The organism is Vibrio sp. ECSMB14106 (assembly GCF_000972265.1).
GTDB lineage: Bacteria > Pseudomonadota > Gammaproteobacteria > Enterobacterales > Vibrionaceae > Vibrio > Vibrio kanaloae.
Map to the genome: position 1 here is coordinate 60,647 of NZ_LAUM01000018.1, position 19,088 is coordinate 79,734.

The 19,088-nt window shown below is 42.2% G+C and carries 15 protein-coding genes; 7 read left to right on the forward strand and 8 right to left on the reverse strand.

The window, feature by feature from the left end; all coding sequences use genetic code 11:
• Positions 1-119: 119 nt before the first annotated feature.
• The 4 genes from WR49_RS13225 to WR49_RS13240 all read right to left on the reverse strand — a co-directional run bounded on the left by WR49_RS13225 (position 120) and on the right by WR49_RS13240 (position 4,303).
• Entirely contained in the window at positions 120-803 is a 684-nt protein-coding gene (locus WR49_RS13225; protein WP_046224330.1) for a hypothetical protein, read from the reverse strand.
• A gap of 275 nt (positions 804-1,078) precedes the next feature.
• Positions 1,079-3,073, reverse strand: coding sequence for a carboxy terminal-processing peptidase (gene prc, locus WR49_RS13230; protein ID WP_046224331.1), 1,995 nt, complete (start codon positions 3,071-3,073; stop codon positions 1,079-1,081).
• 17 nt (positions 3,074-3,090) lie between these two features.
• On the reverse strand, positions 3,091-3,714 hold the full coding sequence (gene proQ, locus WR49_RS13235; protein ID WP_017057223.1) for an RNA chaperone ProQ: 624 nt from the start codon (positions 3,712-3,714) through the stop codon (positions 3,091-3,093).
• Positions 3,715-3,811: 97 nt separating this feature from the next.
• Positions 3,812-4,303, reverse strand: coding sequence for a GAF domain-containing protein (locus WR49_RS13240; protein WP_017057222.1), 492 nt, complete (start codon positions 4,301-4,303; stop codon positions 3,812-3,814).
• A gap of 89 nt (positions 4,304-4,392) precedes the next feature.
• Here WR49_RS13240 and WR49_RS13245 point away from each other — a divergent pair, with 89 nt between their 5' ends.
• From WR49_RS13245 to rsmF, 4 genes are all read left to right on the forward strand, one after another.
• Positions 4,393-6,189, forward strand: a complete 1,797-nt coding sequence (locus tag WR49_RS13245) for an ABC transporter ATP-binding protein (RefSeq protein WP_046224332.1) — start codon at positions 4,393-4,395, stop codon at positions 6,187-6,189.
• A gap of 66 nt (positions 6,190-6,255) precedes the next feature.
• Positions 6,256-7,551 (forward strand): paraquat-inducible protein A, encoded by a 1,296-nt coding sequence (locus WR49_RS13250; RefSeq protein WP_046224333.1) that lies wholly within the window; start codon positions 6,256-6,258, stop codon positions 7,549-7,551.
• Positions 7,538-10,195, forward strand: a complete 2,658-nt coding sequence (locus tag WR49_RS13255) for an MlaD family protein (protein WP_046224334.1) — start codon at positions 7,538-7,540, stop codon at positions 10,193-10,195. Before WR49_RS13250 ends, WR49_RS13255 begins: the two co-directional genes overlap by 14 nt.
• Positions 10,196-10,343: 148 nt before the next feature.
• Entirely contained in the window at positions 10,344-11,765 is a 1,422-nt protein-coding gene (rsmF, locus tag WR49_RS13260; protein ID WP_046224335.1) for a 16S rRNA (cytosine(1407)-C(5))-methyltransferase RsmF, read from the forward strand.
• A gap of 84 nt (positions 11,766-11,849) precedes the next feature.
• Here rsmF and WR49_RS13265 read toward each other — a convergent pair whose 3' ends face one another.
• Positions 11,850-12,758, reverse strand: a complete 909-nt coding sequence (locus tag WR49_RS13265) for a CvfB family protein (protein ID WP_082082780.1) — start codon at positions 12,756-12,758, stop codon at positions 11,850-11,852.
• 28 nt (positions 12,759-12,786) lie between these two features.
• Between WR49_RS13265 and WR49_RS13270 the strand changes: the two genes are divergently transcribed.
• Positions 12,787-14,142, forward strand: coding sequence for a hypothetical protein (locus WR49_RS13270; protein ID WP_046224336.1), 1,356 nt, complete (start codon positions 12,787-12,789; stop codon positions 14,140-14,142).
• 106 nt (positions 14,143-14,248) lie between these two features.
• Here WR49_RS13270 and WR49_RS13275 read toward each other — a convergent pair whose 3' ends face one another.
• Positions 14,249-14,734: a PaaI family thioesterase gene (locus WR49_RS13275; RefSeq protein ID WP_046224337.1), complete on the reverse strand. Its 486-nt coding sequence runs from the start codon at positions 14,732-14,734 to the stop codon at positions 14,249-14,251.
• A gap of 160 nt (positions 14,735-14,894) precedes the next feature.
• Entirely contained in the window at positions 14,895-15,782 is an 888-nt protein-coding gene (locus WR49_RS13280) for a putative PEP-binding protein (protein WP_046224338.1), read from the reverse strand.
• A 206-nt stretch (positions 15,783-15,988) separates the two neighbouring features.
• On the opposite strand from WR49_RS13280, the gene WR49_RS13285 reads away from it, so the two are divergent.
• Positions 15,989-17,047: a 3-deoxy-7-phosphoheptulonate synthase gene (locus WR49_RS13285; RefSeq protein WP_046224339.1), complete on the forward strand. Its 1,059-nt coding sequence runs from the start codon at positions 15,989-15,991 to the stop codon at positions 17,045-17,047.
• Positions 17,048-17,059: 12 nt separating this feature from the next.
• Positions 17,060-17,542: a YajQ family cyclic di-GMP-binding protein gene (locus tag WR49_RS13290; protein ID WP_017057212.1), complete on the forward strand. Its 483-nt coding sequence runs from the start codon at positions 17,060-17,062 to the stop codon at positions 17,540-17,542.
• 184 nt (positions 17,543-17,726) lie between these two features.
• Here WR49_RS13290 and WR49_RS13295 read toward each other — a convergent pair whose 3' ends face one another.
• On the reverse strand, positions 17,727-18,668 hold the full coding sequence (locus WR49_RS13295; protein ID WP_046224340.1) for a precorrin-2 dehydrogenase/sirohydrochlorin ferrochelatase family protein: 942 nt from the start codon (positions 18,666-18,668) through the stop codon (positions 17,727-17,729).
• Positions 18,669-19,088: the final 420 nt, after the last annotated feature.

Below are 19,088 nucleotides of genomic sequence, written 5' to 3' on the forward strand. Positions count from 1 at the left end.
ATTGTAGAAAAATACCTCCATGTTTTGCTATTTTATCTATGAAATCAGACAGGAACACCTAAGAAATGAACTGTGCACCATATAATCAACGAGCAGGACTTTACTGCTAAGACTTGCAGTTATCGAATGCGATTAAGCACCGCAAACATGTCTCCCTCTTCGCCTTGAAGTGTTAACACATCACTGTTCAGTGTGTAACGAGTGCCGTGTTCACCGTTCTCGTAAAGTAGTACTAATTGGTCGCCCTCGGTGTAATACACACCACGACGAATGACTTCCCCCCCTTCTTCATCGGACACTCGGAACATAAAGATAAAATCGGGTTGAAGCACTAAATCCATTTTTTGAATGTTGCTTGCACGCAAATCGCTTCCAGACAGTTCGGCGCTTGACCATATTCCAGCCAGGGCGTTGGGTAAGGCTTTGGTGAACATAACACCGTTAAGATTCAGCATATTGTGATTACTGCTGTACGCGTAAACCTGGGGTTCAGAAGTATTCAAACCCAAAATAATGGTGTCTTCATTAGCATTATACAAACCTTCCCAATGGTCGACACTGTAATCTTTCTTTTGAATATCAATAGAGAATGAGTAGTTGGAGTCAAGAGTCAACTTGATTGCTCTAAAGTTTTCAGTGCCTTGCTCGGGATCTGGATTCATCAAATACCAATCACCAAGCAATAAAGGAAGGTCAAAATAGGATAAATTGCTATCACTTTTTGATTGTTGTTCGCCTGAAGTAACTTCGCTACCAAAAGCAACAAAGCTTAGACAAGATAAAAATAATAGAATCCATTTCATAATAGCCCCCTCGTTTCTTTTAATCTTAGGTCCGTAATGCATAGAAAGCGAAAAAACACGAGCTAGATCACTAAATTTTAAATACGAAGTAACATAGGTGACATCATCATTAGCATGAATGTATCTACATTAGTCGAGGTTATTAGAGGGCGGTTTGGCAAAGTAGCGAGGGATACAATTTAAAGATTACGTAAAATTTAAGGAAAAAAAGCGAGCCTAGGCTCGCTTTTTAAATATTGCACTTTTGAATCATTACCTTCCGGTAACTATCCGATCTATTTCTTGATCATATCCAGCATAATTGACACAGACTCGTCGAGATAAGCATCTGGAGCTTCATAGTCTTTAGGAACATCGTCTAACGATTTAAAAGCTTCTAATTTAGCAACTTTTTGACGTTGATTGATACGCTCTAAACGAAGTGCTTCCACATCATCACCTTCTTGCTTACGTACCTTTTCATTGAGAGAAAGGTCGTTGTCATCTTTATCTGCCTTATATTTTTCAATATCTTGCGCGATAAAGCCAAACTCCATATCAGAAGCAACACGAGCTTGGTGTTTAGCGGTTAAAGTGAGGATTTGATCATCATTACGTTGTAACATTGAGTAATTAGCTTTATCAATACTGTCCCAAGGCAAAGCATTATCTTCAACGCTTTCCCCCGTATCATCTGACTCAATCGGTGTTGGGTAAGCAATATCAGGCACTACACCTTTGTTTTGCGTACTACCACCATTGATTCGGTAGAACTTCTGGATTGTATATTGAACGTAGCCCAACTCTTTATCAAACAAATCATAGATATGATTCAAAGAACGATGCTGTTGTACCGTTCCTTTACCAAAAGAGTTCTCTCCCAGGATGATTGCACGACCGTAATCTTGCATCGCTGCTGCAAAAATTTCAGATGCTGAAGCACTGTAGCGATTTATCAAGACCGTCAATGGGCCTTGGTAACTGATTTCGCCATCAGTATCGCTGTTCACTTTGACACGGCCGTAGCTATCACGAACCTGAACAATCGGCCCCTCTTTGATAAATAAACCAGAGAGTTCGGTTGCTTCAGTCAATGCACCACCACCGTTGTTTCGAAGATCAACGATAATACCTTCAACACCTTGCTGTTTAAGCTCAGTGATCAATTTATCGGTATCTTTAGAAAGGCCAACATAGAAACTTGGTACCTCTAGAACACCAATCTTCTTACCATCTTTCTCGATAACTTCAGACTTAACGGCACGGTCTTCTAAACGAATCTTATCGCGTACAATTGTGACAACGTGACTTTTTGCATCGTTACCTTCCGGCAAGATCTGTAGCTTAACTTTAGTCCCTTTCGGACCTTTAATCAGTTGCACTACATCGTCTAAACGCCAGCCGATAACATCCACGACTTCTTCACCGTCTTGGCCTACACCGACAATGCGGTCACCATCACTCAATTGTTTGCTGTTTGACGCAGGGCCACCAGCAACTAACGAGCGAATAACGGTATAGTCCTCAGTCATCTGAAGCACTGCACCAATACCTTCCAAAGATAGATTCATCTCTGATTGGAATTGTTCTGCATTTCTTGGAGAGAGGTAACTGGTGTGAGGATCAACTTCACGTGCGAATGCGTTCATGTAGATTTGGAAAGCGTCTTCATTGTGCGATTGTGTAATACGTTTCATCGCATTGTTGTAACGCTTTTCCAAAACTTCTTGAATCTCTGGCCACTCTTTACCTGTAAGTTTTAGATTCAACGCATCGTATTTAACGCGTTTTCTCCAAAGCTCATTCACTTCAGCGATATCTTTTGGCCATTCAGCTTCACTACGATTGAGTTCAATACTCTCATCGGTATCAAACTTAATCTCAGTATCTAGCAAAGACAATGCATATTGAAAACGTTCAAAACGCTTCTGCATCGACAAATTATAAATATCGAAAGCAATCTGGTTATTGCCCGCTTTCAGTTGGTCATCGATTTGTTTAGACGACGATGAAAAAGAGTCAATATCAGCTTGAGTGAAGATATTACGATTATAATCCAGCATCTCTAAATAACGATTAAAAATAGCTTGAGAGAAATCGTCGTTGAGATTGAAGTGTTTGTAGTGAGAACGAGTAAATCGAGAAGTCACACGTTTACTAGCAGTTTCGTGTTGGGCCTCAGGAACGAGTAGAGGTAAATCGTCCTGAGATAATTTGGCTTCGAGAGCCTGAGTTGAAGCTGCTAGCCAAAAGCTAGCAGCAATCAATGTCAATTTTGAACGGCATTTCATGCGTAGGAGTATCTCCTTTAAGCGCGCAAGTGCTCCGCTTTAACAACCATTTGTAGGCCGTTTGCTAACTGAACACGCACATCTTCCTTATTGATTTCAACAATGGTCGCAGCCATGTTTCCTTTACCCATGTTCACATTTACTTCTTTGCCAGCGATAAATTCGTCAGCGTTCAAAGCGCGAGTTTCAACAGGCTTTTCGACTTTCGGTGCTTTAGGCGCTTGACGACGAGGCTGTTGAGCTTTCTTCGCCTTAGGTTTTGCTTTGCCTTCTTCACGAGCTTTTTGTGCTTGTTCTTTACGACGAGCTTGAACTTTCGCTTTGCTTTCTGCAAGTGTAGCTTTAGCGTGTTCTACATGCTCTTCTTCTAGTGTGCCACACGCGTTGCCGTCTAGATCAACACGTTCCGCACCAGCTTTTACGCCGTGCAGGTAACGCCATGATGATGTGTACTGTCTTAACGCTGCACGAAGCTGAGTCTTACTTACTTTTTCGTCTTCATTTAGACGTTCAGCAAGATCTTGAAAAATACCAATTTTAAGTGGTTTAGCTTCACCTTCTAGAGTAAAGCATTTAGGGAAACATTCAGCAATATATGCGATAACTTCTTTGCTGTTTTTTAACTTTTCAGTGTTTTCCATGTGGGTTCCTGGTTTTTGCGGTTTTCCGCGAGCATTAAGAAAATATTTTTAAGTATTATAAAGAGATGCTTGGGAAAAACCACAGTAAGAGAATAATTTATACCTTGTTCGCGTGCGAATTAAGCAGCTTTTCCACTTCTTCCATAAAAAATGTCAATCCATCCTCGTCGATTTGAGAGAAACGGCCAACATTTGGGCTATCGATATCTAAAACGCCCGCGACTTTTCCACCAATCGAGAACGGAATTACGATTTCTGAGTTACTTGCAGCATCACAAGCAATATGTCCTTCGAACTCATGAACATCATGAATACGTTGGACTGTATTTGTCGCAACCGCAGTTCCACATACACCACGCCCTACCGGGATTCTAACGCAAGCTGGCTGGCCTTGGAATGGACCTAGTATAAGTTCACCTTGTACCTCAGATGGGGTTTGCTTCATTAAATAGAAACCCGCCCAGTTCAGATCATCCAATTCCATGAATAATAATGAGCTGATATTGGCTAGATTAGCAATAAGATCGGTTTCTGATTCAATTAATGCAACAGCTTGTTTGGTTAAGCGTTGGTAATGTTCTATTTTCATATTAACTTCCAATTAAATTGAGACTTCCATTATCAAGAGAACGCAGTAAAATGCGGCCATTAAACCAAATAGGACTTATTCTCATTACAATGAACAATTCAGAAGACACTATTAGCCGTTCTTGGTTAATAACTCAAGTAAAAAAACACAAGTCCAAATTACTGTTTGCTAACATTATTGCCATTTTTGCAACTCTCATTAGCGTTCCTATCCCTTTGCTAATGCCACTCATGGTCGACGAAGTTTTGCTTGATAAGCCCGCTTCTGGCTTAGAAATGATGAACCACCTACTTCCTTCATCGTTACAGACACCGACTGGCTATATCGCCCTGACTTTACTGTTAGTCATTATCATGCGTACGGCAAGCCAAACGCTGAATATTCTACAAGGACGTCAGTTTACACTGGTATCTAAAACGATCACCTATCAGATGCGCAGTAAGATGATAGATAAGCTTGGTCGTATCAGTATTAGACAATACGAAACCAGAGGCAGCGGCGGTATTAACGCCCACTTAATAACAGATATAGAGACTATCGATCAGTTCATTGGTTCTACCCTGTCTAAGTTTCTGATCAGCTTTTTGACGGTATTAGGGACTGCGATGGTTCTATTGTGGCTCGATTGGCGTCTTGGCTTGTTTATATTACTGGTCAATCCTGTTGTCATTTACTTTTCTCGTAAACTAGGCAGTAAGGTTAAACACCTTAAAAAGTACGAGAATCAATCTTTCGAACGCTTTCAGAATCGGTTGGTTGAAACGTTAGACGGCATCTATCAACTTCGCGCTGCTAATAAAGAGCGTATTTTCTTAGACGAACTTAAGGCCCAAGCTAACCAAGTAAGAGTCGATGCGGACAAATACGCGTGGCAGTCTGAAGCCGCTGGTCGTTTATCATTCTTACTCTTTCTATTAGGTTTTGAACTGTTCCGCGCAGTCGCGATGCTGATGGTGCTATTTAGCGACCTAACTATCGGTCAAATTTTTGCGGTATTCGGCTATCTATGGTTCATGCTCGGCCCTGTGCAGGAGTTATTAGGGATTCAATTCTCTTGGTATAGCGCGAAAGCAGCATTACATCGTATCAATGAGCTTTTGATGTTAGAGGAAGAAAAACGTCCGATTAGTAAAGTAAACCCGTTTAATGAACATGAGGAAGTGACAGTCGACATCGAAAACGTTACCTTCTCTTACACGTTAGAAAACACTGTTTTAAATAAACTATCACTGCATATTCCGGCTGGTAAGAAAGTCGCTTTGGTGGGTGCCAGTGGTGGTGGTAAATCAACGTTGATCCAGTTGTTAATTGGGGTTTATCAAGCGGACTCTGGCTGTATACGCTATAACGGTGAAACGAGCGACGACATCAGCTTTGATGTAATTCGCAATCAAATTGCCGTTGTTTTACAGCAACCTATACTCTTTAACGATACATTAAGGCATAATCTGACCCTTGGTGCAGAATACGACGAAATGTCACTGTGGCGTGCACTTGAAGTCGCTCAAATGCAAGATGTTATCAAGCAACTGAATAATGGTTTGGATACTCCAATTGGTAGGAATGGCGTTCGACTGTCTGGCGGTCAACGACAGCGCTTAGCAATCGCCCGCATGGTACTGAGTAACCCCAAGTTTGTTATTCTTGATGAGGCGACATCTGCACTCGATACAGCAACAGAGTCAGCGCTGCATAAAGCGCTAAGCGAGTTTTTGAAAGATCGCACAACTTTGATAGTGGCTCATCGATTATCAGCGGTGAAACAGGCCGATCTAATCTATGTTTTAGAAGATGGGCAAGTCACACAGACGGGAACACATGGTGAATTGGTTGAACAACAAGGACTATATCAAACACTTTATGGCAGTGTGCAATCGCACGCCTGATGTACGCGGCCCTATACATTTAAGTCAGGTTAATAGCCTGACTTACGTTCTAACTTCGGAGGTCATGTGACCTCCTCTACCAACAATCCATCATCAGATAGGCCAACAACAAGCCATCTATTAAGTAAACACTTGTGCGATAACAGTGACGTAAGACTGTGCCAAGGCTGCGAGCTTCCTGTTGATAAAGTGGAGATATCACAAGGAAAATCAGCGTATTGCCCAAGATGTGGCACTCAGTTATATCGTGGTGGAACACCAAGTCTCTCTGGAAATTTAGCTATTGCTCTCACGTGCTTGCTGCTATTTATCCCCTCTCACTTTTTTGATTTCATTAGTATCCGTCTGATTGGAGTAATGATACCTGCGACTCTGCCATCCGGTGTATTTACGTTGATGAGCGAAGGTTTCCCTTTACTTGGCTTACTTATCCTATTCTGTAGTTCTATTGCTCCTTTACTTGTCTGCTGCTCTGTTCTGGTCACCCACTTATCGCTTCGCTTCAGACTTTTCACTCCGTTTCGTTACGCACTCACTATTGTCCAAACCCTTAAACATTGGATGATGTTAGATGTATTTTTAGTGAGTGTGGCGGTCTCATGCTTCAAGCTCCAAGATTATTCAGACATATTTGTCGGCCCAGGCTTGGCAGGTTTGCTCTTATTGCAACTGTTCAGTGTCTTACTGGTAAGTCGTATCAGCGTTCGACGCTACTGGGAAGCGTGGACTAAAGAGTCGGACTACTCTTTCCCTGACAGTAAGAAAGTTCATTGCCACAACTGCCACATGTCTCAACCTGATGGACATGTGTGCGTACGGTGTCACCACGCCTTATATCATCGCAAGCCCTACTCTATATACAAGACTTGGTCACTGTTATTCGCGGCTACAATCGCAATTATACCGGCCAATATTATCCCGATATCGATACTTATAACGAACGGTCAAAGGCTTGAAGACACCATTATTTCTGGAGTTGCGTCTTTAGTTAATAGTGATATGTATGGCATCGCCGCGATCATATTTATTGCAAGTATCGTAGTGCCAGTTGCCAAAATACTCGGCCTCACTTACATCTTAATTTGTATCCAAATGAAACGCGCGGTCTACCACAGGCAGCGTATGACGATTTATTTCATAGTAAAATGGGTGGGTAAATGGTCCGTAATGGACTTATTCGTCATTTCGATCATGATGACCTTGATCGACCGTGGACAAATTTTAAACTTTACACCAGGTTATGGTGCTATCGCTTTTGGCTTCGTTGTCGTGCTTACGATGTTAGCAGCCGAAAGTTTAGATCCTAGGCTAATTTGGGATAACTACACCTCTAAAGATGAGTCAGTGAATGAACAACGATAACCAATCACAAACATCATATTCACCAGAAGTGAGAAAAAATAAAGGTATTTCTCCTTTATGGATTCTACCAATTTTAACCGTCGTTCTGGCTGGTTGGCTGGTCATGAAGTCAATACACGATGCAGGACAACGTGTGCAAATTTACTTCTCGGATGCTGCTGGCTTAGTGGCAGGTCGAACCACTATTCGCTACCAAGGTTTAGAGGTGGGTATGGTGCGAGACATAACTCTATCCAAGGATTTGTCTAGTATTTACGTCGATGCCGACATTTACCCTGAAGCACAACAGCTCTTATCAAAAGGCACGCGTTTCTGGTTGGTGAAGCCAACAGCGAGCTTGTCGGGTATATCGGGTTTGGACGCGCTAGTTTCAGGCAACTATATCGCGATTCACCCTAGTGAAACAAAAGAAGAGCCAGAAACCGTGTTTTACGCATTAGACTCTTCCCCTTCAGATTTATTAGCATCAGAAGGACTGAATATCTCACTAACGACAGAAGATCTTGGTGGTGTATCTGTTGGTTCTCAGATCGTGTACCGAAAAATCCCAATTGGCGAGGTCTACAATTACCAACTCAATAAAAATGCCAAATCTGTCACCATTCAAGCGGCGATCAAAGATGAGTATAGCCATATCATCACAGACCAAAGCCGCTTTTGGAACGTGAGCGGCTTAGGCGCCAGTATTGGTTTTTCTGGTGTTGACGTTCGCTTAGAAAGCTTGAGTGCCCTTCTTGGTGGTTCTATTGCGGTCGATTCTCCAGGAGACGGTCACCCCGTCAAAATGAACACCAAGTTCAAACTCTATCCTGATTTAAAGACTGCAGGACGTGGTATCTCAATAAAGATCGCGGTACCTGATGATAACAAGATCAGTTCGACGGGTGCTCCTATTATGTACCGAGGTATTGAAATCGGTCAAATTACCGACTTGTCCTTGAGTGAAGGTCGTGAAAACGTTGTTGCATCTGCGGCAATACAACCAGCATTCAGCGATTTCTTAAATAGTGGCAGTAAATTCGTTCTTGAAGAAGCCGAGCTATCTCTTACTGGCATGAAAAACATCGCCAACTTAGTGACAGGTAATTTCTTGACCTTAGTACCTGGAGAAGGCAAAAAAGCGCGTCGATTTACCGCTATTCGTAAAACCGAATACAGCCAAGAACAAGAGAAATCAGTGGCAATTCGCCTGACGTCAAACAATTCATTTGGCTTAGATGTGGGCGCTCAACTACTTTACAAAGGTATTGCCGTCGGCTCTATCATCCAAGTAGGATTAGTCGATGGTGTTGGTACGAGCTATGATAAGCACGAAGTATTCATGGATGCATTAATCGATAATGAATACGCGCACCTTATCAAAAGCCACAATCGTTTCTTCGTCACAGGCAGTGCCACTGCAGAGCTAACCGAATCTGGCTTCAGTGTTACGGTTCCACCAGCAAAACAGCTACTTACTGGCTCAATTAGTTTTGTGAGCGAAGGTAAACCTGAAGCTCGAGCTGACTACCAGCTTTTTCAAAGCAAGTCGCTAGCCGAAATTGCTAAATTTAATCAGTCTGGCTCCAAAACTCTTTCGTTGTTCGCGAGTGAATTGCCTTCAATATCTAAAGGAAGTCCGCTTCTCTACCGCAATTTACAAGTGGGTAGCATTTCTGATTTTCAGCTTGCTGATGGTGGTGTAAGAATCAAAGTCACAATCGAAAATCGTTACACGCACTTACTCAACAAACACACTGTTTTCTGGAATCGCTCAGGCGTTGAGGTCGATGCTTCTCTTTCAGGTATTAGTATTAAAGCTGCACCGGTTAAAACCCTCCTTCAGGGCGGTATAGCCTTTGACTCACTGCCAGGCATCGACAACAAACTGGGTGATGTATGGAAGCTTTACAAAGATTCCAAATCCGCCAGAAAATTTGGCCGTGCTATTACTATCACCTCTTCTGGCGATCAAGAAGTCAGTCAAGGCATGGCGATTAAATATCAAGGTGTCACTGTTGGTGAGGTTACGTTGGTGATTCCGAACTTCAATAAGGGCGGCATTGAAATTACCGCGCGTATCTTACCTGAATATGTAGACAAAATTGCCGTGGCGAACAGTCACTTTTGGTTGGCAGAACCAGAGATCGGCCTTAACGGCATCAAAAACGTCTCTGCGCTGCTCTCTAAGCACATCAACGTAGATCCGGGAAAAGGTGAAAGAAACACGAAATTCAATCTAAGCAAAGGCCCAGTGCAGCCTGAAGGAAAGATATTCCAGCTACAAAGCGAAACGAGAGGCTCGGTCTCTGAAGGCACACCTATCCTATTCCGAGAGTTAGAAATAGGTAGTGTCATCGATGTCCAGTTGGGTGAGTTTGCTGACCGCATCATCTCTACAATTCAAATTGAGCCTGATTACGCCTATTTAATTCGCGCAAACACCGTGTTCTGGAATGTATCAGGCGTCGATGTGTCTATTGGATTATCAGGCGCAAACATTAAAGCCGGTACGGTAGACAGTTTATTAAGAGGTGGCATTACATTTTCCACTCCGCCAACGAGTGAACTCCAACCGATCGCAAGCGAAGATCAATCTTTCTACTTGTATCCTCACGCAGAAGACGGTTGGAAATCATGGAGAACGGCGATTCCTCGCCCGTAACGTTGTCCGTAGAACAGCACTAAGATTAATTCTTCATCAAAATGCAGCCTGTAGGCTGCATTTTGATTGTTTCCGGTAAATATAGTTTAGAGCAACCTCATTTTGCTTTAAACTCCCCGTATTAAATGCAATAAATCGAGATGCTCTTTTGCACGCTAACGTATATATTCCAGAAGAATTCCTAACGCACATCGAAGCAATCATGCCTAGTCATCTAGATATGGCTTCTTTTGTTGCGTCATGCCAAAAACCGCTTCGTAAAAGTATTCGAGTCAACACCCTGAAAGTTAGTGTTGAAGACTTCCTCATACGTGCTAAAGATAAGAGTTGGGAACTGGAGCCTGTGCCTTGGTGCGATACGGGTTTTTGGATCACAGCCGATGAAAGTGAAACACCATTAGGTAATACGGCAGAACACATGTCTGGTCTTTTCTACATCCAAGAAGCCAGTTCTATGATGCCTCCTTCAGCTCTATTCCAAGGAGAAGAGAATTATCAAGCCGTGCTAGACACCGCGGCTGCACCAGGGTCTAAAACAACTCAAATTGCGGCCTTAATGGATAACCGAGGCGTGTTGGTTGCTAATGAATACGCCGCAAGCCGTGTGAAAGTCCTTCACGCCAACATCGAACGTTGTGGTGTGCGTAATACAGCATTGAGCAATTTTGATGGGCGAGTTTTCGGTGGTTGGTTACCAGAACAGTTTGATGCCGTACTGTTAGACGCGCCCTGCTCTGGCGAAGGAACTATTCGTAAAGACGCTGATGCGATGAAGAACTGGACGTATCAATCTGTAGTCGACATCGCGGATACCCAAAAAGACCTGATTGAGAGCGCATTCTACGCCCTTAAGCCTAATGGGGTTCTGGTTTACTCAACGTGTACGTTAAGCACGGAAGAGAACCAGCAAGTGTGTCATCACCTAAAAGAGACCTTTGGTGACGCGGTTGAATTCGAATCTCTGGAGTCACTATTCGACAATGCAAAAGCAACCACGACAGAAGAAGGCTTCCTACACATCTTCCCACAAGTGTATGACTCAGAAGGTTTCTTTGTTGCACGTATCCGTAAATTAGCGTCTGTTACTCCACCAGAAGTGAAAAAGCGTATGGGTAAATTCCCATTCGAAAAAGCGTCAAAGAAGACCCAACAAGAAATCGTAGAACAACTACTGAACTCACTCGAGATCGAACTACCAAGTGACACTCAGGTATGGACTCGTGAAAAAGACGTTTGGCTATTTCCTAAAGCATTAGAGCCGATGATTGGCGAATTCCGTTTCTCTCGTATGGGCATCAAGATAGCTGAAACCCATAAAAAGGGTTACCGCTGGCAACATCAAGTAGCAACCACCCTCGCGACGGGCAACGAATCTAATGTTGTAGAGTTAAAAATTGAAGATGCTCGTGAATGGTTCATGGGACGCGATGTTCGCCCGGAAGGCTTGTCAGGTAAAGGCGAAGTATTAGTGAAGTACAATGGTGCAATCATCGGCCTTGGCAAGTGGGTTGGTAACCGAGTGAAGAACGGTTTACCCCGCGAGCTAGTGCGCGATAAGAACCTTTTCTAAAAGCTTGCGAGCTGAATACACATTGATAAACAAAAAGCCCAAACAACGTTAATTGTTTGGGCTTTTTTTGACTGAAAGGGTCGCTTATTTCACTAAGCTGATACCTTCTTTGTCGATAGTGATTTTACCAGATTTGTACAAACCACCAATTGTCTTCTTAAAAGTACCTTTACTGGTTCTAAATGCAGAGAAAATAACCTCAGGAGAAGACTTATCATTCAAAGGCAAGTAACCGCCTTTCTTCTCAAGCAGATCAAGAACCTTAATACTTAGATCATCCATTTTCTCCACACCAACCTTCTGAAGTGACAGATCGATTTTCCCATCTTCTTCACGAACGTTTTTGATGTAACCTTTCAACGTTTTACCAATGAACAACTTACCGATAATCTCCGATGGGAAAATCATGCCCCAGTGTTCACCATTCACGATCGCTTTGTAACCCAATTGGGTGCGTTCAGCGATAATCAGATCCACTTGCTCGTTTTGCTTATAAGTAGCAGGTGTATTGTCTAACCACTTATTGAACTTCGTTGTACCTACAATACGGCTAGATGCTTTATCGATATACACATATACTAAGATTGATTGACCTTCGTTTAAGCGGCCACGTTGCTCACTGAAAGGAACCAGTAGGTCTTTACCTTTCACGCCCCAACTCATGAATGCACCAGTGCTGTTTACACCTTCGACAGTCATCAAGCCAAACTGACCCACTTGAGCAATAGGCTTTTCTGTGGTTGCCGCTATCTGGTTGTCAGAGTCAATGTATAAGAAAACATCTAGTTTTTGACCAATTTCCACACCTTCAGGAGTAAACCGTTTCGGAAGCAACACAGTTCCATAGTCACTAGCATCAAGGAATACACCGAACTCTGCTTGTTTTACTACTTCTAAATTGTTTATTTGACCAATATTAATCATCAAGATTGTCTCTACTTTAAATTTGGCGGAGATTATACGTGATCTCTGATATGCTTTCGCTAGTTTCATTCATATTTTTATATTCTAGGAGACATCGTTGATCACCGTCGATAAACAAGATGCGATAACACTTAAAATTAACCATGCAATGGCTAAGACAAAGAAGCTCGACATGGACGTTTATCTATTCATCCCCGGTGAACTCGGACTGACGCCAGAAGTACTGTCTGAAAGTGCCTTCTTTTACAGTTCAATTACTCAGCAACGAGCTTACTACAGTGATAAAACACTCTTGCCACTGGTACACAGCCGTTTGGCAAAACGCAGACGCTTGTCCACCACACAATATCGTGTAAGTTTGAGTTTGTTTGCGTATCAATATGTCATCGCTTTAGATAAAGCAGTCAGTAGTTTGAATAAAACTGATAGTGACAATGTAACGGCTGATGAAGTCGACGAAGTCATTGAGTTAGCGTTGGATATTTTGAAGAAGCTTCGTCGAAGTATTCCTTATGAAGAAAACCTCAAACGTTACTACGAAAACATTGATAACTACCTCTCTTGGTACACCGAGCAAAAATTCTTATCACTGGTTTCACACATGCCACGCGGTAGTGAGTATTCCACGATCAAAGAGCGTCTCTTAATACTCTGTGATAAGGAAACGGCTCACCGTCAACTCAATCGTTATAACTCAGCCAAGGTACGAGAAGACGTTACTCGTCTGAGTAACAAAATGCGCTTACTGCGCCGCTTGATTGAGCACCCTATTGTTCTCAAAGAGAAGACCACATCACTGGGTAAAAACGTAAAGCGTGCCGTTAAAGGGATAGCTACAGGTTTAGTCATGGTAGTGGTTACCACAACCGTCATATTGGCTCGTGATTTCCTGGGGGAGATTACCGCTTCTTTTATTGTGTCTATGTCATTCATCTATGCTTTACGCGAGATATTCAAAGATGACTTAAGGGATATCCTTTGGCGTTGGCTTCGTAAAGGCAAGCCGAGATGGAAACGTCGCTACTTTGACCCAACTACCAACAAATTAGTCGGCCATAAGCTTGAATGGTTAGATTACGCAAACTTTTCTAAGTTAGCTGATCGCATTCAATTGCTCCGTAAGAGACGGGTTGTGCAGCGTGAAGAGCAGGTATTACATTATCGTTCGCACACAGAAATGTCGACATCGACATTTATGAGTGGTTACGAGGAGACTCGTGAAACGCTTTCTATCAGCCTAAGAGCACTGACACGTTTGATGGACAAGAGTTCAAATAAGATTTATCGCTTGAATGAGGGGCAAGTCAGCCGAGAATCCGTTGAAAAGCGCCACCTTCTTAACCTGATCATCAAAGAGAACAACCACGATAGTGATCCAACATATTACCGTTGGAAAATCGTAATGAACCGTTCAAAAATTGTTGATATAGAGCAAATCACTCAAGAGTCTTAGCGTTGTACGGTATGTGGGTGCTAAAATCACATACCGCTCTTCCTATTCTAATGTTATCTCCTATTTCAACCGACTCTCTGCTCCAAGATAACCTTCTACTTTCAAGCTATTTTCCAGCATGCACTTTCTTAATAGAAAGTGTTAACTGAAACTCGGCCATCGGTTCATCACCATGCAAAGATGGACAGGTAGCGATAATAGTCACGGGTTGGTTAACACGCGCTCCAGTCGAGATCGTTTCGGCTAGCATCGTATTGATGAGCTCACCGTCGTTACACGTGAAATGTACATCACCTTCAGGGCGTTTCAAAAAGTTGCCTGTTACCTCTTTAAACGCCAGAGAAATCTTCTCCCCCTGCTGCTGGGATTTACTCATAGCAAGAAAGCCTCCTGCGACATCAGCTCCCACTGCTAGTACACCAAAATACATACTATTTAAGTGGTTCTTAGTTCTTCTTTTGAGAGGAATCTTAAGCTCGACATGCTGATCATCAAGAGCGAGTAACTTCGGCCTACATAACCAAATTAACGGCACTTTAAACATACCAAACATAGTTAAGTAGAGATTAGCTTTTTGTAGATTAGTTAGCATCCAAGTCACCTAGCACCATTAGTCATCTGACCAGTTAATAGACTCAAGATAGCAATGTCAAAAAAATGTTACAAAAAAGAGATATCATCTAGCGATAATATCTCTTTTATTCTCGAAGCATTAACGCTTCAAGCCAACTTATATCGCTAGGCTTATTCGTTTATGCGGTAACAACCGTATCAACACCTTCAAGATCGGCAATGTAACCTTGTAATCGAGGATAATCTACCAACCCTTGAGTCACTAGCAATACTGGTTTCTTAACATGAAGCGTTGCTTTTACGATCATGTCCAATAAGGTAATAACCGCTTCGTTCTGGGGATCAAAGGCATGTTGTTGTGCTTCATTTTGCTTATCTACACCTAAAGTGAAAGACGCTAAACTATCGATATTCACTACCGTGCCATCAAAGTAATGCAATAATCGTTCACTCAAAATTACAGCTGATGGCACATCGCACGAGAACAACACTTTCAAGCCATTCAGCCCACGAGGTAGCCCTTGTTCGGCAAGTAAATCGATAATCTTAGCAGCATCACTTAATGCTCGAACGTAAGGAGCAACGATTTCAACGTTAATGCCCTGCTCTCGCAACGTTTTGATTACCTGACACTCAAGTGCGAATGCCTTACTGTATTCTTGTGTGGCGTAGCGACCTACACCACGAATACCAAGCGCTGGGTTAATTTCTTCTGTTTCGCAATTCCCGCCCAACAAAGAGCGAAAACTGTAACTATCTGCGTCGCTCAAAGCAATACGTACCGTCTTGTGATGGGGTTGAACTGCTGCTTGAATCGCTATAACGAGTGTTGAAACAAAATGTTCATCGACACTCTTATCACCAAGAATGGCATTTAGCGATGTTTTCTCGATGTCAGAAAGTGTTTCAAAGTGAGACCCTATGCTTGGATGATAAAAAACACGCTCCATGACCAGTTCAGATAGTGAAACGTATAAATGATTGGAATTATGATTATCGTTATAAGAAGGCAGCACATCGCCTAAAACAAGTTCTGGGTGCAAAGTGCTTTGATTTTTTTGAGTCATTGCTGCTCCAGCATTTTTTATATTGTGTTCAAACGAAAGTACCGATAGCTGCCTGTTAATACAAGTGAAAATCCCTTATTTAGCATTGGCCCACGGATAAAAATAAGAATATTAGCAATAACAGAGATAACTTTGACTTAGAGAGTTTATTCCTCTGTTCAATTCCGTTATCTTAACCACTTCGCAATAGAATAAAAAACTATCACATGCCATTAAAAACTGATGAGTTGAGAACCCAAGCTCTGGGTCCTATGCCAACTCCTGCCGAATTAGGCAATGCACACCCTATTACTGACGACGTTGCTGAGCGTATTAAAAATTCTCGCCGCCAAATCGAAGATATCCTAACGGGTCGTGATAACCGCCTATTAGTTATCGTCGGCCCTTGCTCTGTTCACGACACAGAAGCCGCACTTGACTACGCTGAGCGCCTAAGTCAGATTCAAGAGCAATACAAAGATGAATTGTTCGTTGTAATGAGAACCTACTTCGAGAAGCCGCGTACTGTTGTCGGTTGGAAAGGTTTGATTACCGATCCCAATCTTGATGGCTCATACGCACTTGAAACAGGCTTAAACAAAGCTCGCAAACTTCTACTTGATATCAATAAGCTTGGCCTTGCTACTGCGACTGAATTCCTTGATATGATCACTGGTCAATATATTGCAGACCTTATAACTTGGGGCGCAATCGGCGCTCGTACGACTGAATCTCAGATTCACCGTGAAATGGCTTCTGCACTTTCTTGCCCTGTGGGTTTTAAAAACGCAACGAACGGCAATATCAAGATTGCTATTGATGCGATTCGTGCTGCACACGCTTCCCACTACTTCTACTCACCAGACAAGAATGGCCGCATGACAGTTTATCGTACTGCTGGTAACCCATATGGTCATATTATTCTACGTGGTGGTGATAAAGGCCCTAACTTCGATGCTGAATCTGTAGATAGTGCATGTAAGCAACTTGCCGAGTTCGATCTGCCTCAGCGCTTAGTTGTAGACTTTAGCCACGCAAACTGTCAAAAGCAGCACCGTAAACAGTTAGAGGTTGCGCAAGATATTTGTGAACAGATAAAATCTAACAAGAATCAAATTGCAGGCATCATGGCGGAAAGCTTCATTGTTGAAGGCAACCAGCCAATGACAGATATCCATAACCTAGAATACGGCAAGTCTATCACTGACCCATGCCTAAGCTGGGAAGATACCGCAACAATGCTAGACATGCTTGCAACGGCAATTAAAGATAGAAATTTAGCTTAAGGACACAACACAATGCCATCATTTGACATTATCTCTGAAGTAGAATCAGTAGAACTACGCAACGCTGTAGACAATGCTAACCGAGAACTATCGACTCGTTTCGATTTCCGTGGTGTAGAGGCTAGCTTTGATTACAAAGATGAATCAGTAAAACTGAGCGCTCAAGACGATTTTCAGCTAAAGCAGATGCGCGATATTCTTCGTAGCAACCTGACAAAGCGTAATGTTGATCCTAACGCGATGGAAGCAAAAGCCGCTGATCAAACAGGTCGAACTTGGCACCAAACGGTTATCTTTAAACAGGGCATCGAAACTGACGTTGCTAAGAAAATCGTTAAGCTAATCAAAGACAACAAAGTAAAAGTTCAAGCTTCCATTCAAGGTGATAAGGTTCGTGTCACAGGTAAGAAACGTGATGACTTGCAAGCAGTCATGGCTTTAGTTCGTAACGGAGAACTTGGTCAACCTTTCCAGTTTGACAACTTCCGTGACTAATCACACTGGTTATATCCAGCGGATTTTGTTTGCTATTCACCCTTTGTTTGTTCTTGATTAAACAGCAAAGTATGGTGTTTAAAATATCAAAAAGCCACTTCCTTATGGGAAGTGGCTTTTTACTTGTGTGATTATTTTAATTGGAGCCTCCCAGCTGATTTTAAGTAACTAGAAAGCTCTCACCTCAACTGAGTATTTTAGCAGAAGAAAGTTTTAGGTCTTTACCGACTAACAGGTTAAATTCAACGCTTGCTGGTGGAATAAAAACACACACTCGCAATCTATCGACTCTTGCTTTCTCAAGTTTGGTAGATAACTCTCCGCTGTTAGCATAACCTTCTCTTTCTGCGTCTCGACGGCACAAGTCAATAAACTCGAATGGACAATCGCTCGAGGAAAGCACTAACTCTGCCTCTTGCATCAAACGTAAGGCCTTCATCGGTAGTAGCTCTACATCTTGCCCGAATTCAACCCAGGTTACTTGACCTTCGCTATCAATGCCCTCAGCTAACGCTTGTTGGTAGTATGACTCTAACTGATCTCTGTCAGCCACCTGCTCGATAAGGCTGGATGACAAGAATCGCTCCCAAAATTTACGACGATCATCAACGGTAGGAAGAAATTCTTTTATCGAATTACGTTTTGATGCACCAAAGTCTGCGATTAAACCGATGTTCTGAGGAAGCACCGTTTCGAGTTTTTCTCTAATATTTCTCACCAAAACAGGTGACGCACCACCACTTGAGATCGCAATCTGAACTCTCCCACGATTAACCATTGATGGAGTGATAAAATCACAGTAAGGCAAATCATCAACCACATTGACTAAAACACCGAGTTTTTTCGCATCATTATATACTTGATGATTCAGGCTCGGATTATCTGTAGTGGCCCATACCTGCAGGTAGTCTTTCGAAAGAATGTGTGACGAGTAAAAATTTTGAACCCAGTGAAGCTTACTCTCGTCAACTAGCTGCTTTAAGTAAGGTGCAACCTTGGGAGACACCAAAGTCACATTAGCCCCTGCTCTTAATAAGCTATCTACTTTTCGGCAAGCAACCTCACCCCCACCAACCACTAAAATTGGCTTATTTTCTACATCCAGAAACATTGGAAAATAACGCATGTTCTTCCTTGAGAGTACTGCAATAACTATTCAGCCATGCTACCAAATTTGGAGCATATTAATAACTATCAAAGTGTAATAAAAATATTTATTGACCAAATTTCAATCTTTTTAAAGGTTTATATTTCATCGTTAATAGTTCAATTAAGAATATTTATCTACATGATTATCAATATTAAAATCTAAATCTCGTTGCACCAACAGTGTGAACCGTTGCACTATTTACATTTAATTAACATTTAGTCATCCTAATTGTGTTGGGATTTGTGGTTTCTTTCAAAATTCTTTTTAAATTATACATTTGTGAAACTACGAATCCTTTCCTAACCTTATGAATAGTTGTTTAAATCACACATAGCTCTATTTGCATAATGCAATTTTCTTGATTTGAACAACAAGGTCACAGAAGAAAAAGCAATA

Coding starts and splice junctions, on each gene's coding strand:
- WR49_RS13225 (WP_046224330.1), bottom strand. CDS start 803: ATGAAATGGATTCTATTATTTTTATCTTGTCTAAGCTTTGTTGCTTTT.
- prc (WP_046224331.1), bottom strand. CDS start 3,073: ATGAAATGCCGTTCAAAATTGACATTGATTGCTGCTAGCTTTTGGCTA.
- proQ (WP_017057223.1), bottom strand. CDS start 3,714: ATGGAAAACACTGAAAAGTTAAAAAACAGCAAAGAAGTTATCGCATAT.
- WR49_RS13240 (WP_017057222.1), bottom strand. CDS start 4,303: ATGAAAATAGAACATTACCAACGCTTAACCAAACAAGCTGTTGCATTA.
- WR49_RS13245 (WP_046224332.1), top strand. CDS start 4,393: ATGAACAATTCAGAAGACACTATTAGCCGTTCTTGGTTAATAACTCAA.
- WR49_RS13255 (WP_046224334.1), top strand. CDS start 7,538: ATGAACAACGATAACCAATCACAAACATCATATTCACCAGAAGTGAGA.
- WR49_RS13265 (WP_082082780.1), bottom strand. CDS start 12,758: ATGAAACTAGCGAAAGCATATCAGAGATCACGTATAATCTCCGCCAAA.
- WR49_RS13275 (WP_046224337.1), bottom strand. CDS start 14,734: ATGCTAACTAATCTACAAAAAGCTAATCTCTACTTAACTATGTTTGGT.
- WR49_RS13280 (WP_046224338.1), bottom strand. CDS start 15,782: ATGACTCAAAAAAATCAAAGCACTTTGCACCCAGAACTTGTTTTAGGC.
- WR49_RS13285 (WP_046224339.1), top strand. CDS start 15,989: ATGCCATTAAAAACTGATGAGTTGAGAACCCAAGCTCTGGGTCCTATG.
- WR49_RS13290 (WP_017057212.1), top strand. CDS start 17,060: ATGCCATCATTTGACATTATCTCTGAAGTAGAATCAGTAGAACTACGC.
- WR49_RS13295 (WP_046224340.1), bottom strand. CDS start 18,668: ATGCGTTATTTTCCAATGTTTCTGGATGTAGAAAATAAGCCAATTTTA.